General features: G+C 47.1%; 20 protein-coding genes and 1 riboswitch. Of the genes, 17 read left to right on the forward strand and 3 right to left on the reverse strand.

The features are described 5' to 3' along the window. Positions 1-34: 34 nt before the first annotated feature. From L9W92_RS11940 to L9W92_RS11985, 11 genes are all read left to right on the forward strand, one after another. Positions 35-328: a class I SAM-dependent methyltransferase gene (locus tag L9W92_RS11940; protein ID WP_240083981.1), complete on the forward strand. Its 294-nt coding sequence runs from the start codon at positions 35-37 to the stop codon at positions 326-328. Beyond that, complete coding sequence (locus tag L9W92_RS19355) at positions 322-549, forward strand: SoxR reducing system RseC family protein (RefSeq protein WP_376741808.1); 228 nt, start codon at positions 322-324, stop codon at positions 547-549. The genes L9W92_RS11940 and L9W92_RS19355 overlap by 7 nt, the downstream gene beginning before the upstream one ends. A gap of 283 nt (positions 550-832) precedes the next feature. After that, positions 833-1,183 (forward strand): PadR family transcriptional regulator, encoded by a 351-nt coding sequence (locus L9W92_RS11945; protein WP_240083982.1) that lies wholly within the window; start codon positions 833-835, stop codon positions 1,181-1,183. Positions 1,184-1,232: 49 nt separating this feature from the next. Beyond that, the gene (locus tag L9W92_RS11950) at positions 1,233-2,153 is read left to right on the forward strand and encodes a permease (protein ID WP_240083983.1); all 921 of its coding nucleotides are present in this window, start codon (positions 1,233-1,235) and stop codon (positions 2,151-2,153) included. A gap of 24 nt (positions 2,154-2,177) precedes the next feature. After that, the gene (locus tag L9W92_RS11955; RefSeq protein ID WP_240083984.1) at positions 2,178-2,369 is read left to right on the forward strand and encodes a hypothetical protein; all 192 of its coding nucleotides are present in this window, start codon (positions 2,178-2,180) and stop codon (positions 2,367-2,369) included. Positions 2,370-2,854: 485 nt separating this feature from the next. Next, a complete protein-coding gene (locus tag L9W92_RS11960) occupies positions 2,855-3,142 on the forward strand; it encodes a hypothetical protein (RefSeq protein ID WP_240083985.1) in 288 nt (95 codons plus the stop codon). 219 nt (positions 3,143-3,361) lie between these two features. Then, a complete protein-coding gene (locus L9W92_RS11965) occupies positions 3,362-3,829 on the forward strand; it encodes a C-GCAxxG-C-C family protein (RefSeq protein ID WP_286726547.1) in 468 nt (155 codons plus the stop codon). A 162-nt stretch (positions 3,830-3,991) separates the two neighbouring features. Further along, positions 3,992-4,198, forward strand: coding sequence for a 4Fe-4S dicluster domain-containing protein (locus tag L9W92_RS11970; RefSeq protein ID WP_240083987.1), 207 nt, complete (start codon positions 3,992-3,994; stop codon positions 4,196-4,198). Positions 4,199-4,344: 146 nt separating this feature from the next. Next, positions 4,345-5,688 (forward strand): aminotransferase class V-fold PLP-dependent enzyme, encoded by a 1,344-nt coding sequence (locus L9W92_RS11975; protein ID WP_240083988.1) that lies wholly within the window; start codon positions 4,345-4,347, stop codon positions 5,686-5,688. Positions 5,689-5,722: 34 nt separating this feature from the next. Continuing rightward, on the forward strand, positions 5,723-6,124 hold the full coding sequence (locus L9W92_RS11980) for an iron-sulfur cluster assembly scaffold protein (protein WP_240083989.1): 402 nt from the start codon (positions 5,723-5,725) through the stop codon (positions 6,122-6,124). Between the two features lie 398 nt (positions 6,125-6,522). After that, positions 6,523-6,921 (forward strand): iron-sulfur cluster assembly scaffold protein, encoded by a 399-nt coding sequence (locus tag L9W92_RS11985; protein WP_240083990.1) that lies wholly within the window; start codon positions 6,523-6,525, stop codon positions 6,919-6,921. A gap of 115 nt (positions 6,922-7,036) precedes the next feature. Here the strand turns inward: L9W92_RS11985 and L9W92_RS19175 are convergent, their stop codons facing one another. Then, positions 7,037-7,357 (reverse strand): 4Fe-4S binding protein, encoded by a 321-nt coding sequence (locus tag L9W92_RS19175; RefSeq protein ID WP_240083991.1) that lies wholly within the window; start codon positions 7,355-7,357, stop codon positions 7,037-7,039. Positions 7,358-7,458: 101 nt separating this feature from the next. Between L9W92_RS19175 and L9W92_RS11995 the strand changes: the two genes are divergently transcribed. From L9W92_RS11995 to L9W92_RS19580, 3 genes are all read left to right on the forward strand, one after another. Beyond that, positions 7,459-7,581, forward strand: coding sequence for a DUF2922 family protein (locus tag L9W92_RS11995; protein ID WP_312038098.1), 123 nt, complete (start codon positions 7,459-7,461; stop codon positions 7,579-7,581). A 133-nt stretch (positions 7,582-7,714) separates the two neighbouring features. Further along, positions 7,715-8,905 (forward strand): Tn3 family transposase, encoded by a 1,191-nt coding sequence (locus L9W92_RS19575; RefSeq protein ID WP_282442350.1) that lies wholly within the window; start codon positions 7,715-7,717, stop codon positions 8,903-8,905. Positions 8,906-8,936: 31 nt separating this feature from the next. Then, the gene (locus L9W92_RS19580) at positions 8,937-9,527 is read left to right on the forward strand and encodes a Tn3 family transposase (protein WP_282442351.1); all 591 of its coding nucleotides are present in this window, start codon (positions 8,937-8,939) and stop codon (positions 9,525-9,527) included. 189 nt (positions 9,528-9,716) lie between these two features. Here L9W92_RS19580 and L9W92_RS12010 read toward each other — a convergent pair whose 3' ends face one another. Then, positions 9,717-13,280 (reverse strand): Calx-beta domain-containing protein, encoded by a 3,564-nt coding sequence (locus L9W92_RS12010; protein WP_240083992.1) that lies wholly within the window; start codon positions 13,278-13,280, stop codon positions 9,717-9,719. Positions 13,281-13,513: 233 nt separating this feature from the next. Continuing rightward, positions 13,514-13,599, reverse strand: a riboswitch (cyclic di-GMP riboswitch). Between the two features lie 197 nt (positions 13,600-13,796). Between L9W92_RS12010 and L9W92_RS19365 the strand changes: the two genes are divergently transcribed. Beyond that, entirely contained in the window at positions 13,797-13,970 is a 174-nt protein-coding gene (locus L9W92_RS19365; protein WP_353681847.1) for a sigma factor G inhibitor Gin, read from the forward strand. On the opposite strand, the gene L9W92_RS12015 is transcribed toward L9W92_RS19365, so the two are convergent. Next, positions 13,922-14,206, reverse strand: coding sequence for a hypothetical protein (locus L9W92_RS12015; protein ID WP_240083993.1), 285 nt, complete (start codon positions 14,204-14,206; stop codon positions 13,922-13,924). The two genes, L9W92_RS19365 and L9W92_RS12015, sit on opposite strands and share 49 nt — an antisense overlap. A 276-nt stretch (positions 14,207-14,482) precedes the next feature. On the opposite strand from L9W92_RS12015, the gene L9W92_RS12020 reads away from it, so the two are divergent. Together L9W92_RS12020 and L9W92_RS12025 are read left to right on the forward strand one after the other, a co-directional pair. Next, positions 14,483-15,940, forward strand: a complete 1,458-nt coding sequence (locus L9W92_RS12020; protein WP_240083994.1) for an aminotransferase class I/II-fold pyridoxal phosphate-dependent enzyme — start codon at positions 14,483-14,485, stop codon at positions 15,938-15,940. A gap of 33 nt (positions 15,941-15,973) precedes the next feature. Further along, the gene (locus L9W92_RS12025) at positions 15,974-16,654 is read left to right on the forward strand and encodes a dTMP kinase (protein ID WP_502687946.1); all 681 of its coding nucleotides are present in this window, start codon (positions 15,974-15,976) and stop codon (positions 16,652-16,654) included. The last annotated feature ends 65 nt before the right edge of the window (positions 16,655-16,719 follow it).

Here is a 16,719-nt window from a genome sequence, read left to right on the forward strand (position 1 = left end):
AGAATTATTCATTAATGATTAATGGGGTGTAAATATGCCGGATAATAATGAAGAAATTAGAGAATTTATTCGGAAGAATTATGCTGATGTCGCGTTAAAAAACGCAGGTGGGGGCTGTTGTGGTGGCGGATGCGGTTGTGAAAGCATTCCATTGGACGTGAATGAAGCGTCTATTGACATCGGCTATACGGAAAGCGATTTAAAAAATGTACCGCCTGAAGCGAATATGGGATTAGGATGCGGTAACCCTATTGCAATTGCCGGCCTTAAAGAAGGTGAAGTCGTACTTGAATTAATTACGTTCTCATACCTGAAGACAATATGTTAATAGCAGCCTTTATTGCCTTCTTGTTACCTCTACTAACAACGTTTATGGGTTTCTTGATCGGTGTATTGATTTCGCAAGAGTTTGGATTTCCAGCGTTATTATCTGAGGTTAGTACAAGTATCGTTGCATTTATTCTGACACTTTTATATATAAAATATTATGACAGGTCTATCAAAACCAAAATGATTCCGGTCATTACAGATGTTATATCTGAAAAGTAAACATCAAGACTGGGAACCTGAAGAACCCAAATTATCATATTTATCGGAAGAGGACTCATGCCGGGATAAAACTATTATCGTATATTTATCAATATGCATTACAACCTTGAAAATATTGTTTACAATACCTCACAGAGTCTCCAAAGTGAAGAGGATAAAGGTTTAGAGTGAGCTTTTATCTTAGTAATTTTCTTACTTCTTAACATATTTTTATTGACAAAAATTAATGCATAACCGTATAATGCATTTAGGTTATATGTATAGCCCTATTATTCATGCGGAGGTGTTTAATATAAAATACGAATGCCAGGAATACTGGGAAAGCTTAATTAGAATGAGTCTTTCCCGTTTCTTTATCTTGCAGGTACTTCATCGGCAACCACTACATGGTTATGAGATTACCAAACAAGTGTCTTGTCTTACTGATGGATGCTGTGCGCCTACTGAGGGAAGCCTTTACCCAGTCTTACGGGAGTTCACGGATAACGGATTAGTTGAATTGACTACCCAAGTTGTTTCCGGTCGCGAAAGAAAGATTTATACCCTAACACCTAAAGGAGAGAATGCTTATCAAGTAGCAGCTCAAGCCTGGGGGGTAACAGCTAAGTACATTCTTGAGGCTATAAAACAATAGCTTTCGAAAAGCAATCCTTGGTGTGTTTTATCAGAACGGGGGTGTCTTAATGTTTCAGTTAAATAATCTAATCACTGCCGGAAAGTATTTTCTTGTGATTTGTGGTGAACTGCTGGCATTATTCGTCGGTATCTCTTTCCTTATTGCCTTGCTCCAAGAGTTTATCACCGAAGAAACTATTCGGAAGTATCTTGCAAAACCCCAAAAATGGCTGGGGAATATCCTCGGAGCAACTTTAGGGGCAGTTACACCTTTTTGTTCCTGTTCCACTATTCCCATACTAGTTGGTTTACTAAATGGAGGAGCGCCTTTTGGTGCGGCTATGTCCTTTCTTATCTCTTCACCTCTTCTCAACCCCGTTATACTTACCTTATTTTTAACTATGATGGGATGGAAATTTACAATACTATACGGGATATTGACTTTTGTCGCATCAGTGTTTTTCGGTGCATTATGGGAGCGAGTGGGGCTAGCCAGCACATATAAAAATGTGCGGATACAATATGGTTGCTGTGAGGAAACTGAAAAAACTGATGGACCGTTAACCAATAAGGGAAAGGTAAAACGTGCCAGTTTACAAACATGGGGTTTATTTATACAGGTTGTTCCTTATTTAATTATAGGTGCCGGTATCGGTTCGTTTATTTACGGCTTTGTGCCTGAGGAATTTATTATTAAAGTTGCCGGACCAGGCAACCTATTTGCCATACCGGTCGCTGCCGCCATTGGGATTCCAATGTATATTCGAGTTGAAACCATGATTCCCATTGGTACGGTGTTGCTGGCGAAAGGCATGAGTTTGGGAGCGATAATGGCATTGATAATCGGTGGTGCCGGGGCCAGTATTCCTGAATTAACATTACTGGCATCCATTTTTAAACCGAAATTGGTAGCTACTTTTACAGTCACGATTCTCGTTGTAGCCATACTGTCCGGATTCATTTTTCAAATTCTGCAACCAATATTATAAAACGAAAGGGGGTAAGGTGTATAAATGGGCAAAAAATGTTGTGATCCCGATGCTCCCAAGATCTATAAGCTGAACGTTGGTGGTATAGTAGTGGGATTGACCGGAGTTGAACAGGCTTTTCTGGATGTAAGGGAGCTTAATTTAATGGGTCAAGAAGTTGCTGAAAAACTGTTGGAAATAGTGGAAGCGAAGAAATTATGTTCCGGAAAGTGCTGAAATTGAATACAGGGTAGCTCTCCTCAAGAATATAAAAACTATATAGCTAGAGGCTAATAACAAGGCGAACGCCGGAGGAGTTTTGAAAATGAGTAAAGAAAAAGAGGAAAAGAAAGGGTCGTTTGGCTTTTTAAAAAATCTTAAGTCATCTTCAGGATGATGTGACATGAAAATTGTCCAGGTGGACAAAGAAGATAATAATAAAAATGTTTCTAAAGATGACAAGGTAAAATCAAATTGTTAAAATAATCAGCTTATACTAGTATATAAAATAAGAATTAAAAAAGGATAGGATCAATACATGGGCAGTTGTTGTAATCTAGACGCATCAAAAGTTTATAAACTAAAAGTTGGCGACGACATGACGAGGTTGTTAGGGCTGGAACAGGTATTTTTGGACGTTAAAGAACTTAACTTAATAGATAAATAATGGCTGGATATTCCTTTAATTTGACATTTTAAAAAGAAGGGGGGGATAATCAGATATGAGCAGTAGTGTTCCTAATGCATCAAAAATATTTAAGATAGATGTCGGTGGAGATATGATAGGATTGGCTGGAGTAGAACGAGCTTTTCTTGAGGTATTGAAACTTGGCTTAAAGGGTGATCAAGCTTCTAAAAAACTATTGGAAATAGTCGGGAGAACAAACTATATCCCTAAAAGTGCGGAAAGGCAATACGAGTGGGCTCTATATTTGGCATATAGAAACTATATAGCTGATCCATCTACAGTGAAAAAGGCCATGGAATTTGATCAGAGCCTAGTATGTTGAGACACATGATAATAACCTCTTCTGTTTTGGTAAAACAGAATAAATTTGTTTGAGTGGTTTCGCTCAGAAAAAATAATCACAATAAGAAAGCGGTTTTCTAAGAAAAAAACTGTAGGGGACAGCATCACTCCTGCCTCATACAGTTTTTTAACAACCCGTAATATTAATTAACGGTAATTAATATTACAACTAAAAATAACAAAATTACAACAACCGAAGATTTTTTTTAGGAGGGTTTATTTTACGAGTAGATTAGAAACAGCTTTATCACTTTTTAGTAATGGATTTCAATGTTCTCAGGCTGTCCTTGCTTCATTTGCTCCACAGTTAGGTATGGAGGAAGAAAAAGCTATAAGGGTAGCCGGCGCTTTTGGGGGTGGAGTAGGCCATACAGGCGGCACATGCGGTGCTGTTAATGGCGCCTTCATGGTAATAGGGCTAAAATATGCGGACATAAACGCAAAAAATTATAAAGCTATGAAAAAGTCTTATGCTGTTGCGCGGGAATTTATTAAGAGATTTGAAACACTAAACGGATCTACAATTTGCAAGGATTTAATAAAATGTGACATTAGTACTTCTGAAGGGATAAAGTATGCTATAGATAAGAACCTCTTTACCTCCGTGTGCCCTAAATTCGTACAGGATTCTGTTGAAATCTTGGAAGAGTTACTTAAGGAAGACTGAGATCTTGGAAAGTTTTTGCGTAGCATTTGCAGCCACAAGCGTACATTCAGACCTACACATCAAGTCTGCCGATAAGGGGGACAAAGTAAGGTTATTTTTATGCCGAGGTTAACAGTAATAAAGGTTCAAATTGGTAAGGGCAGAAAAAGGGAGGTCAGCAATATGCCGCATGTTTGGGGTTACAGCATTTATCCAGTTGTAAATGGTGAGACGTGTATTGCTTGCGCAACATGCTATGAATTGTGTCCGGCAGAGCCCAAGGTATTTGAAATCAAAGAAATTTCGACAGTTGTCTACCCCGATGCCTGTCTTGATTGCGGCGCATGTGAAGAAAGTTGCCCAACTAACTCAATAATATTAACCGAGTAGAACATAATTAAATTACACAGCAACTGTGGGTTCCTTGGAACTCGCAGTTGCTGTAAGGGGCGGGGTGATACAGACTTAATGGCATCGCCCATCATCAGAGATCCTTCTATATAATTATCAAGAGTTACCAGGACGAGGTGGAAAGCATGGATAGCAGAAAATCCATTGAGGAATGTAGAGAAGACTTTCCCTCACTTAAGAGACAGCGAAAGGGGAAACCTCCCATTTACCTGGATAATGCATGCACAACCTTGGTGCCCAGACAGGTCATTGAGTCAATTCAAGAGTATTATATGGAATATCCCTCATGCAGCGGCACAAGAAGCCGTCACTGGTTTGCCCAAGAGGTTTCCGAACGAATTGAAGGAAATCCCGGAAAGGGCATAAAGGGCTCACGACAGATTATAGCCGAGTTTATCAACGCCGGTTCTGAAAAAGAAATCATCTTTACCCTCAATACAACTCATGCCCTCAACACGGTGGCGCTTGGTTTCCCGTTCCAGCCCGGGGATGTTGTTTTACTGACCGATAAGGAACACAATTCGAATTTGCTTCCCTGGCTGAAGTTGCAGAAAGCAGGACGTATCAAGGTTGATTTTACATTACCCAATGATCAGGATAACTTTGACCTCGATGCTTTCGAGCGGAAGATGAAAACTGGCCGGGTCAGATTGGTCAGTATTTCCTACACGTCAAACGTAACCGGTTATACCATTCCTGCAAGAGAAATAACCAAAATAGCACATCAATACGGTGCCCTGGTACTCCTTGATGGCGCTCAGGCCGTGCCCCACCAAACGATTGACGTTCAGAACCTGGACGTCGATTTCCTGGCTTTTTCACTTCATAAGATGTGTGGGCCACGAGGGGTGGGTGTGCTTTATGGGAAAAAAGAACTTCTTGGACAGAATCCCCATGAAGAGGATGAGGCAGATCATGTGGTCGCGCCTGTCATCCTGGGCGGTGGAACGGTCGCCGATTCGACATATCATTCCTACGCCCTTATGCTTCCGCCGTATAGATTCGAAGCAGGAATCCAGAATTACCCCGCCCAGATTGCCTCAGGAATAACTGTCCAATACCTGCAGCAGATTGGAATGGACAGGATAAGGGACCATGAGGCCGGTTTGAACCGTTTTCTGACCGAGGAACTGATGAACCGTTATGGGGATACGGGATGGTTCAGAATCGTCGGCCCACAAGATGCGTCACAAAGGGGCGGAATCTTGACCTTCGAGGTCAAACGGCCGAATGCGGTGGGGATGGCCGTTGATCTCAGCGAAAAGAATAACGTTATGATCAGGGACAGTGTTTTCTGTGTGCATTCCTATTTTAACGAGAAGTTCGGACCGGAATGGACCCGCCCCATATCACACAGTGAGCATAGAATGGTGTACCGGGTTTCCTGCTACTTCTACAATACCGTGGATGAGTGCAGGATATTCTTGGAAACGCTGGATGAGATATTCAAAGAGCGCGGCTATATCTAAGATTTAAGTCAAGTGAACAAAGGAGGAGAACGAAATGCACGAAAATATTATAGCGTATAACCAGAGATTAATAAAAACGGGATCCGAGTATACCGGTAGACTCGAAAATCCATCTATATTCCTGCGAACTTTAGGAGATGTCAGCGCCGCTTGTGGTGCAAGCACGGACGATTTCATGGATCTTTATATCCAGGTGGTCAACAACCTCATTTCTGATATCAAGTATCAGTGTATCGGTGATCCAACAACCAACGTAGCCATAGAGATTCTTTGTACATTGTTGAAAGGGAAGACTTTAGACGAAGCTGCCCTAATAAAAGAAGATGCGTTTTCTCGAATTCTGGGGTGCGAGGACGAAGGAATGCAAGAAAAAGCCAAGTTTTTGCTGGAATTACTCAACGAGGAAATCCTTCGCTATAAAACACAAGCAGAATAGATTTGATCAATTGCCCTGAAGCAATTTCTCATCTGCAGCATTTCTTAAGGGAAATATAGAAACTTTGTTCAAAAAGTCATTCGCTGATGAGCCCCGATGCGTAAACCGATCCCGGCATCAACACGTATAGCGGGGACAGGAAAATTCCTGGTATAGACGCCACATTCCATGCAGGCATTGAAATCGGTAGTTCGTCTATGCTGAAGCGGTTGATGGGTATCAACAGGAGTTGCATTTGCTGCAGCTCCTGCTCTGTTATATAGTTTTTGCTAAGGTTTCCTGCTACTTCTACAATACCATGGATGAATGTCGAATATTCCCAGAAACGCTGGATGTGATATCCAAAGAGCGCGGCTATATCTGAGATTTAAGTCAAGCGAATAAAGGAGGAGAACGAAATGCACGAAGCAGTTATGACTTATTACCATAGATTATTAAAAACGGGATTTGAATATATAGGTAAACTCGAAAATGCATCCATTTCCCTGAAAACTTTCGGAGAAGTCAGCCCCGTCTGTGGAAATACGGACGATTTCTTGTATCTCTATATCCAGGTGGTCGATAACCTTATTTCTGATATCAAGTATGAATGTATCAGCGATCCAACAACCAACGTAGCCATAGAGATTCTTTGTACATTGGTGAAAGGGAAGACTTTGGACGAGGCCGCCCTTATAAAAGAGGATGCGTTTTCTCAATTTCTGGGATGCGAGGACGAATTAATGCGAGAAAAAGCCAAGTTCTTGTTGGAATTGTTCAACGGGGAAATCCTTCGCTATAAAACACAAACAGAATAGATTGATCAATTGACCTGAAGCAATTTCTCATCCGCAGCATTTCTTAAGGGAACTATAGTAACTTTGTTCAAGAAACCATTCGTTGATGAGTCCCGATGCGCAACCGATCCCGACATCAATAGCGGGCAGGCAAATTCTGGCACAGGTGCCACATTCCATGCAGGCATTGAAATCGGTGATGTGTCTTATTTTTTACGAGTGGGAAGACCTGGTGTGGACAGACCTCTAAACACCAGCCACAGCCAATACATTTCTCTGGATACAACTCCAGCGTGGCAACATTGTGCAGGTAGCTGAAACCTTTAATAAATCTTCCCACCAGATCAATTTCCTTGACAAAACAAAGATCGCACTGACGATAAGAGCACACCCCATAGCCGGAATCGCGATCCGCATCTCGTTTTTGACCACGGAGCTTGAAGTGTAGGTCGTGCATCCGGTAAAATTGAGTGTATAAAAGGCGCTCACCGCCGGAAGTGCCAGGCGGGAACCCGGACCACCATTTCGCTGGACAAACCCAAGAATACCCTGACCGAGGTGGAGGTGGTGGCCGCGATGGACCTGATTATTGCCAAAAACATTTTCGGTAACGCCGACGGCGATCTGGTGTCCAAGTACAACGATCAAACAAAGAATAACAAAGCTTATACCACAACTTAAGTATATTAGGCAGTTAAATCTTAACTTCGATACCAAGGGGATTCACCCTAACCGTCTGCGTCAGTTGTCCCGGCTTGGGGCAAGGTATGAACCATTTCTTTTCCGGAGGTTCAAGGACTCTAAAAAATATGCCATGTTGGTTGCATACCTGATGGATTTAAGCCAGGATCTGATTGACCAGGCTTTTAAAATTCATGATAAGTTAATATCAAACCTTCAGAAGAAGGGCAAAAAAACTCAGGATGAAATACAAAAGAAAAATGGTAAATCCATCAATGAAAAAGTGGTTCACTTTGCCAACCTGGGCGATGCATTGATAAGGGCCAGGAATGAGGGAACAGATCCGTATGAGGCATTAGAATCCGTAATGCCCTGGGATAACTTCGTATCCTCGGTTGAGGAAGCCAAAAAACTGTCGCGGCCTATTGATTACGATTTCCTTGATTTATTGGAGAATAGTTTTTCCTACCTCCGGAAGTATACTCCCACTCTATTAAAAGCTTTGGAGTTTCGTTGCACGAAAGCTACAGAACCTTTACTTAGAGCTCTCGACGTGATCCGGGAAATGAATGAAACAGGGAAGCGCAAGGTTCCGGAAGACGCACCGTTAGATTTCATATCCTGCAGTCGATGGCAGAAACATGTTTATGATGAAGACGGGAACATTAACCGCCGTTTTTACGAGATGGCCGCGCTCACGGAGTTGAGAAATTCAGTCCGTTCCGGAGATGTTTCAATCGTGGGCAGCCGGCAGCATAAGGACTTTGATGAATACATTTTCTCACGGGAAGAATGGGAGATAGCCCGCACTGCCGGCACCAGGCTTGCTGTTAGCTTATCAGTTGACGAATATTTAGAGGAACGCACCAACGCTCTCCTAAGCCGCCTGAACTGGATGAGCAAAAACATCAAGGACCTTGAAGGAGTAAGTTTGGAAAAAGGCAAGATCCATGTTGAAAGGCTGGAGAAAAACGTTCCCGATGAAGCAAGGCAGTTCAGTTTAAGCCTGTACGGGATGCTTCCACGAATCAAGCTGACTGAACTGCTCATTGAGGTATCCAGTTGGGCAGGCTTTGAGAATCAATTTATCCATGCTTCCACCGGCAAGCCCCCTCATGAGGAAGAAAAACCGGTACTTATGGCTACTCTCATGGCCATGGGAACAAATATAGGGCTGACTAAAATGGCCGAAGCCACACCAGGCGTTTCATATCGCCAGATGGCCAATGTAGCCCAATGGAGAATGTATGAAGATGCGATGAACCGGCACAGGCCACGTTGGTCAATTTCCATCATAAGTTGGCCCTACCTCTTTTTGGGGTGATGGAAGCACATCGTCTTCTGACGGAATGAGAATGCAAATTGGTGTGTCGGCGCTGCGCGCCGATGCAAACCCTCACTACGGATCGGGCAAAGGTGCCACCATATACAGATTTACCAGTGACCAATTCTCCGCTTTCTACACAAAAATTATTAATACCAACGCCCGGGACGCAATTCATATTATTGATGGGCTACTGCACCACGAAACGGATGCTCTACAAGAAATGGGCTGCATTGAAAAGACTATTTTCATTCTCGATTACATTTCCAGTGAAGCCATGCGTCGGCGGATACAGAAAGGCTTAAACAAAGGCGAAGCCATGAACGCCCTGGCTCGGGCTATATTCTTCGGGAAACAAGGTGATTTTCGCGAACGTGCCCTACAGGATCAATTACAAAGAGCCAGTGCCTTAAATATACTGATTAATGCTATTAGCATTTGGAATACGGTTTATCTCACAGAAGCGACTAAGCAGTTAAAAACAGACGAAAGGGTTAAAGAACTACTGCCGCACGTTTCCCCTCTTGCATGGGAACACATTAACTTCCTGGGAGAATACACCTTTGATTTACGAAACACAACAACGCTGGATTCGTTGAGGCCACTGCAGACCACTATATAAAAATGGTAATATATATCTTAGAGTAAAGAAACCAGCGATTTAGCTGGTAATTTATGTCTTAGAGTATATTCTCGTTAAAATGTTGGCGATACCCCGATATGAGCTGCATGAAAGTTTAAAACCTGCCGTTCCTATTAGGAGCCGGCAGGTTTTACATTTTCAAAAACCAATTTCATAATATACTAATTGTTAGAATTCTATCTCGCCAGTTGCCGAGTCGTCGTTGGTAATTCTTAATAGCGCTGTTTTTTGGGAGCCGAGAGCGGCGCCCCCGGCTGGCCTGCTCAAGGTGAGCTTGACCGTTTCCGTAGGCTCATTCAAGTCGTCGTTATTAATATCTACCTCAAACGTCTGCGAAGTCTCTCCGTCGGCAAAATTCAGGGTGCCGTTGGCCGCCGTGTAGTCCGCGCTGGCGCCGGCTTTGGCCGTTCCGTTGCTGGTGGCGTATCTTACCGTGACCGCCCCGTGGTCGCCGCCGATCCGGTTGACTGTAATCGTTGCGTATCCGGTCGCTTCGTCTTCCGCCACCGTGTACGAAGCGGCGGAAAATTCAAACTGACCGTTGGACTCGTCGTCGTCGGTTATGCTCAAAACAGCCGTTTTCCGGGCTCCCAGAGTGGCGCCGTCTGTCGGTCTGCTCAAGGTAATCTTGACTGTTTCCGCAGGCTCGTACAAGCTGTCGTCTATAATAGGCACGTCGAATGTTTTGGAAGCCTCTCCGTCGGCAAAGCTCAGACTGCCGCTGGCGGCCGTGTAGTCCGCGCCGGCCTTGGCTGACCCGTTGGTGGTGGCGTAATTGACTGTCACCGCTCCGCTGGTGCTGCCGCTCCGTTCGACCGTGATTGCAGCCGTTCCGGCATCCTCCGCTGCTGTGTATGCGGCGTCGGATAATTCAAGTTCGCCTTTGCAGTCGTCATCAGTAATATTCAAGACAGCCGTTTTTTGGGGGCCCAGGATGGCGCCCCCGGTCGGGCTGCTCAATTTGAGCTTGATCGTTTCCGTCTTTTCATACAGGCCGTCGTCTGTGATAGACACGTCAAATGTTTTTGCGGCTGAATCTCCGTCGGCAAAGGTCAGGGTGCCGCTGGTGGCGGTGTAATCCGCGCCGGCCCTCGCCGTTCCGTTGGTGGCGGCGTAATCAACCGTCACCGCACCGCTGTCGCCGCCCTCCCGGTTGACCGTGACCGTCGCCGTTCCGGTGTTTTCCGCTACTGTGTACGTGGCGGCGGAAAAAGTAAGCTGGCCGTTGGAAGCGTCGTCGTCGGTAATATACAACACGGCCGATTTCAGCGCGCCGAGGATGGCTCCACCCGCCGGGCTGGTCAAGGAGAGTTTGACCGTTTCCGTTGATTCACACAGGCCGTCGTTTGTAATAGGCACGTCGAACGTTTCAGTAGTATCGCCGTCGGCAAAATTAAGAGTGGTGCTGGTAGCCGTATAGTCCGTGCCGGCCTTGGCCGTTCCGTTGCTGGTATAGCATACCACGGACACATCGCCGTTGGAGCCGCCGTTCCGGCTGACCGTGATCTCGGCTGTGACAACGTCCTCCGCTACTGTGTACGTGGCGGCGGAAAATTCAAACAGCCCTTTGTTATCGTCGTCGGCAATGTTCAAGACAGCCGTTTTCTGGGTGCCTAGGGTGGCGCCCCCGGTTGGATTTCTCAGGGTGAGCTTGACCGTTTCCGCCGGCTCGTAGGTGCCGTCATCTATGATAGGTACGTTAAATGTATTGGTGGTCTGTCCGTCGGCAAAATCCAGAGTGCCGCTGGCGGCCGTGTAGTCCGTGCCGGCCTTGGCCGTTCCGTTGCTGGTGGCGTAGTTAACCGACACCGCGCCGCTGGAGTCGCTCCGGTAGACCGCAATCGCAACTGTTCCCGCGTTTTCCGCAAATGTGTATGAGGCAGCAGTGAACTCAAGCTGGCCGGGAGACGCGTCGTCGTTGGCAATGTTCAAGACAGCCGTTTTCTGGGCGCCGAGGGTGGCACCGCCGGTCGGGCTGCTTAAAGTGAGTTTGACCGTTTCCGTCGGCTCATAGACGGTATCGTCTGTGATAGGCACGTCAAATGTTTTTGCGGCCGTGTCACCGTCGGCAAAGGTCAGAGTATCGTTGACGGCTGTGTAATCCACGCCGGCCTTGGCTGTTCCGTTGGTGGTGCCGTAATTAACCGTCACCAGCCCGTTGGAGCCGCCGGTCCGGTAGACCGAGACCGTTACGGTTCCCGCGTCTTCCGCCACGGTGTAGGCGGCGGCGGAAAATTCAAGCCGTCCGTTGGACTCATCGTCGTTGATGATGTTCAAGACAGCCGTTTTCTGTGAGCCGAGGGTGGCGCCGCCGGTCGGGCTGCTCAAGGTAAGCTTGACCGTTTTGGTCGGCTCATAGGTGCTGTCGTTTAAAATAGGCACGTCGAATGTTTTTGCGGCCGTATCACCGTCGGCAAAGGTCAGAGTATCGTTGACCGCTGTGTAATCCGTGCCGGCCTTGGCCGTTCCGTCGCTGGTGGCGTAGTTAACCGTCACCGGGCCGTTGTCGCCGCCGTTCCGGTTAACCTCGACGGTTACGGTGCCCGCATCTTCCATCACATTGTACGAGGTGAGGGAAAACTCCATCTCGCCGTTGGAAGAATCTTCGCTGGCGATCCGCAAGACAGCCGTTTTTGGGGAGCCGAGGGTGGCGCCGCCGGCCGGGTTGCTCAGGGTGAGCTTGATTGTTTCCGTCGGCTCGTAAAATTCATCATTTGTAATAGTAACCTCAAACGTCTGTATAGTCTCGCCGTCGGCAAAGGTCAGAATATCAGTGGCGGCCGTGTAGTCCGTGCCGGCTTTGGCCGTTCCGTCGCTGGTGGCGTAGTTAACCGTCGCCTCCCCGCTGGAGCCGCCGTTCCGGTAAACCTCGACGGTTACGGTTCCACCTGATACGTCTTCCGCAACCGTGTAAGTGGAAGCGGAGAATTCAAACTGACCGGGAGACGCGTCGTCGTTGGTAATGTTTAAGACAGCCGTTCTCATGGAGCCGAGGGTGGCGCCGCCGGTCGGGCTTTTCAGGGTAAGCTTGACTGTTTCCGTCGATTCATAGGCGGTGTCATTTATAATAGGTACGGTGAATGTTTTTGCAGCTGAATCACCGTCGGCAAAGGTCAGCGTATTGGTGGCGGCCGTGTAGTCCGTGCCGGCCTTGGCCGTTCCGTTGGCAGTGGCGTAGTTAACCGTTACCGCCCCATGGGAACCGTTGTTCCGGTTGACTGTAATCGTTGCGTATCCGGTCGCTTCGTCTTCCCCTACAGTATAGGCGGCGGCGGAAAACTCAAGCTGTCCGTTGGACTCGTCGTCATTAGTAATATATAAGACAGCCGTTTTCTGAGAGCCGAGGGCAACGCCGCCGGTCGGGTTGCTCAAGGTGAGCTTGACTGTTTTGGTTGGTTCCTTGGCGTCGTTATCTATAATAGGCACGGTGAAAGACTCATTGGTATCACCGTCGGCAAAGGTCAAAGTGCCGCTGGCGGCCGTGTAGTCGGTGCCGGCCCGGGCTGTTCCGTTGCTGGTGGCGTAATCAACCGTCACCGGTCCAGTGGAGCCGCCGTTCCGGTAGACCGTGATCGTCGCGGTGCCCGCGTTTTCCGCTACCGTGTACGTAACAGCTGAAAATGACGTCTGCGTAGCTGCGAACAACGGTTTAATTTGAAAAGGATTCAACCAGGCAACGCAGAACAAAAAGAAAAATAGTATGTTTTTTATAAGCTTCAGTTTTGGAATCATTCTTTTCAAGCCTCCTCAAACTTGGTAAAATAATTCGCTAATCAAATAGACCCTATATATATTAGTTCGTCAACTAATAAGCAATCCTTAAGGTCAAGTTTTCAAAGTATTTAGCAACGCTTTTATTAGATTATGGGATTGTTTGGCAATCCCCGAACTTGGTTAGATTGGAGATATATAATAAAGCCTCCGCACCGGTGAAGGATAAGAGGCTTGATCAGCTTGGATTATGTCACAGCAGCCTGGCAGTCATAGCCTTACCAGCCTTAGACCCATAGCTTTGCGCCCCAACTTTTCAATCGGTTTGCCATTTTATACTATAAATTGTATTATATCATATGATAGTGGCGGATAGTGTTGTAATATGTCGAAGCGGTTGTTTTTTTACAAAATTTACTTTTCTTATTTGCAGGCGACCTTAATAAGGTCACCCCGAAATGATTGAGCGCATAATCTAATGTTGAAATCTTTTAAAAAAATATTAGGTGATGAAGAAGGGTGAGCAGCATTTTTCCAGTGTGTATCATTTGCCGGCGGGCGCTGCAAGAGGGAGAGCAGGCGCTTTGGGTCGCCGGCCATAATATCTGTTGCGACTGCGAAAATAAAATCTTGGCTTTATCCGCTGATAACCCTGATTATGATTATTTTATTACAGGGTTGAAAAAAATTTGGTGTTTCCCAAGGGCTTGAGCTTCCGCCAGGGCTTGTTTTTTTTTGGCAAGCCGGATCCGCCTGTGGAGCATTTCGATGTCCTGCTTGATTAAATAGATGGTGGAAAGCTTGACACCGGTTCTTTCGGCAATTTCTTGATCGGAAAGACCGAGTTTAAACGCCCTGATTAATCTGCCGACATTAGTGCGATACTTTCTTGACAGGGATTTTTCATCGACCTTCTTATTAATATTTCCGGCCGTGGCTGTCCACACCCTTTCTTTAAGTATTCAGGAGTCAGGAGTCAGGAGTCAGGAGTCAGAATAATTCGGGACGAAAAAGTTCAATTACTGACTCTTGCATAAAAATATTTTGACCAGGAATCGGTTATCTATGAGTTAAAACTGCTGGCAATGACAATGCCTAAACTTGGTAGGTCGATGTCAGGTATGATAAAATATTTAATTAGTATAACTTGCATTTTTCTGAAATATAATGGACTCGATCTTGCCTAAGCAATTTATGGCATTTTAAAATAATGAGTCTGGAGGTTGCCGGCGATTACCAGACAGTGTGACGCTCCCCTTTTTAAGATGCTGCAAAATTATGCCGGGAAATGGGCGGCAAATTTTCATGTGCCGGGGCACAAGCAGGGCCGCGGTCTGCCCGTGGAATTGTCGTCTCTCGGCGGACAAGCTTTGTTCGCGTTGGATTTGACAGAAATACCGGAACTGGACGACTTGCATAACCCGCGGGGGGTGATTGCCCGCGCCCAGGAACTGGCGGCCCGGGCCTATGGAGCCGCCAAGAGCTTTTTTCTGGTAAACGGTACCACGGCAGGCGTGCATGCTTTACTGCTGGCGGTGGGAGGCCGGGGGAAAGTAATTGTGCCCAGGAACGCCCACCGTTCCGTAATGGGCGGTTTGATTTTGTCCGGCGCCGACCCTGAGTATGTCGCTCCCTGGACAATCAAAGAATTTGGGATAGCTGGGGGCGTTTCACCCGGGCAGGTACGTCGGGCGCTTGAAGCGAACCCCGGTGCCGGGGCTGTCCTGGCGGTCCGGCCGAACTACTACGGGGTGGCGGACGAGCTGGCCGGGCAGGTCCGGGCGGCGCATGATGCGGGCAAACCGCTTCTTGTTGATGAGGCGCACGGCGCCCACCTGCGGTTTCACCCCGGATTGCCCGGTGACGCCATGGCGGCCGGTGCCGACGCCTCCGTGCAGAGCACCCACAAAATGGGCGGCTCTTTGACCCAGAGTGCCCTGCTGCATCTGAGCGGCGGACTCCTTGACCCCGGCGCGGTGGCCGGCGCGCTGGATTTATTGCAGACAACCAGTCCGTCTTATATTCTGATGGCCTCTCTTGACCTGGCCAGGCGGCAGCTGGTCCTGACCGGCCAGGAATTGCTGGAAAAGACTTTGAGGCTGGCGGGCGAAACAAGAAAGCGGCTGGCCGGCGTCAGCGGGCTGAAGGTTCTATCGGAAGAACACCTGTCCGGCGGCAGCCGGGCTCTTGATTTGACTAAGCTGGTCGTGTCGGTTGACGGTTTGGGCCTGACCGGTTATCAGGTAGGCGAATTGTTGTTCAGCCGTTATAATATTGCTATTGAAATGGCCGACTTGGTCAATATTGTGGCGTTTTTGTCAACCGGCACCACCCAGGCGGAGTGCGACGCCCTGGTCTTCGCCTTGCGGGACATAGCGCGGCGGGACAGGCTGGCCGCGGCGCCTGTCCCATTGCCCGAAATACCGGCTTGCCCGGTGAAAAGAATGAAGCCCCGGGACGCCTGGTTTGCTTCTGCCCGGCGGGTTGCGCCGGCAGAAGCGCGCGGCAGGATATGCGCCGAGATGGTGGCGGTTTACCCGCCGGGTATTCCTGTATTGTGCCCGGGCGAAGAAATAACTCCCGCGGTTTATGAGTACCTGGCCGCGGTGGTGAAACTTGGATTGACCTGCCAGGGATTGTCCGGCCGTACGTTAAAAAGTATAAAAGTTGTGGTAGAATAGCATATGAGGAAGCAAGGGGGCTGTGCGGGAGCAATTATGAGAGGAAAACTCATTGCTTTAGAAGCGGGTGACGGAAGCGGCAAGGGCACCCAGGCCGAAAAACTGTACAAACGGTTGGCGGCCGAGGGGTATCATGTGAGAAAAGTTGAGTTCCCGAATTACGGAAGCGCATCTTCGGCCTTGGTTAAAATGTACTTGAACGGTGAATTCGGCAGTGAGCCAGGTGATGTAAATCCCTATGTCGCATCCACATTTTATACTGTCGACCGGTATGCTTCCTATAAAAAGGAATGGAAAGAATTCTATGAAAACGGCGGCATTATTGTCGCTGACCGCTACACGACGGCGAACATGGTTCATCAGGCGGCGAAAATAACCGGCGATATGGAAAGAGAAAATTATATCAACTGGTTGCTGGATTTCGAGTTTAACTTGTTTCAGCTCCCGGCGCCCGACTGCGTTATTTTTTTGGACATGCCGCCGGAGCACAGCAGGAAGCTGATCGACGGCAGGGTTAACAAGTCAGGCGAAGATAAAAAAGACATTCATGAGCGGGATTACGGATTTATCGTAAAATCTTACCGTAATGCCCGCGAGATCGCCGACCGGCACAAATGGCGCCGGATCGATTGTGTGGCCGGCGGGCGGCTGAAAAACATCGGGGAGATTCACGAAGAAATCTATCAAGTGGTCAGGGATATTGTTTCCGATTAGAATTTAAAATATATCAAGACAATTAACCATTCTTTTATTCTGACTTCTGACTACTGACTACTTTA

It is taken from the genome of Pelotomaculum terephthalicicum JT (assembly GCF_022410535.1).
Classification (GTDB): Bacteria; Bacillota; Desulfotomaculia; order Desulfotomaculales; family Pelotomaculaceae; genus Pelotomaculum_D; species Pelotomaculum_D terephthalicicum.

What these genes read in the sequence shown, in the direction of transcription:
- L9W92_RS11985 (WP_240083990.1), top strand. Translation starts at nt 6,523, where the DNA reads ATGCACGAAGCAGTTATGACTTATTACCATAGATTATTAAAAACGGGA.
- L9W92_RS11960 (WP_240083985.1), top strand. Translation starts at nt 2,855, where the DNA reads ATGAGCAGTAGTGTTCCTAATGCATCAAAAATATTTAAGATAGATGTC.
- L9W92_RS11970 (WP_240083987.1), top strand. Translation starts at nt 3,992, where the DNA reads ATGCCGCATGTTTGGGGTTACAGCATTTATCCAGTTGTAAATGGTGAG.
- L9W92_RS11980 (WP_240083989.1), top strand. Translation starts at nt 5,723, where the DNA reads ATGCACGAAAATATTATAGCGTATAACCAGAGATTAATAAAAACGGGA.
- L9W92_RS11955 (WP_240083984.1), top strand. Translation starts at nt 2,178, where the DNA reads ATGGGCAAAAAATGTTGTGATCCCGATGCTCCCAAGATCTATAAGCTG.
- L9W92_RS12010 (WP_240083992.1), bottom strand. Translation starts at nt 13,280, where the DNA reads ATGATTCCAAAACTGAAGCTTATAAAAAACATACTATTTTTCTTTTTG.
- L9W92_RS11940 (WP_240083981.1), top strand. Translation starts at nt 35, where the DNA reads ATGCCGGATAATAATGAAGAAATTAGAGAATTTATTCGGAAGAATTAT.
- L9W92_RS19580 (WP_282442351.1), top strand. Translation starts at nt 8,937, where the DNA reads ATGCAAATTGGTGTGTCGGCGCTGCGCGCCGATGCAAACCCTCACTAC.
- L9W92_RS11975 (WP_240083988.1), top strand. Translation starts at nt 4,345, where the DNA reads ATGGATAGCAGAAAATCCATTGAGGAATGTAGAGAAGACTTTCCCTCA.
- L9W92_RS19355 (WP_376741808.1), top strand. Translation starts at nt 322, where the DNA reads ATGTTAATAGCAGCCTTTATTGCCTTCTTGTTACCTCTACTAACAACG.
- L9W92_RS19575 (WP_282442350.1), top strand. Translation starts at nt 7,715, where the DNA reads ATGTTGGTTGCATACCTGATGGATTTAAGCCAGGATCTGATTGACCAG.
- L9W92_RS19175 (WP_240083991.1), bottom strand. Translation starts at nt 7,357, where the DNA reads ATGCACGACCTACACTTCAAGCTCCGTGGTCAAAAACGAGATGCGGAT.
- L9W92_RS11950 (WP_240083983.1), top strand. Translation starts at nt 1,233, where the DNA reads ATGTTTCAGTTAAATAATCTAATCACTGCCGGAAAGTATTTTCTTGTG.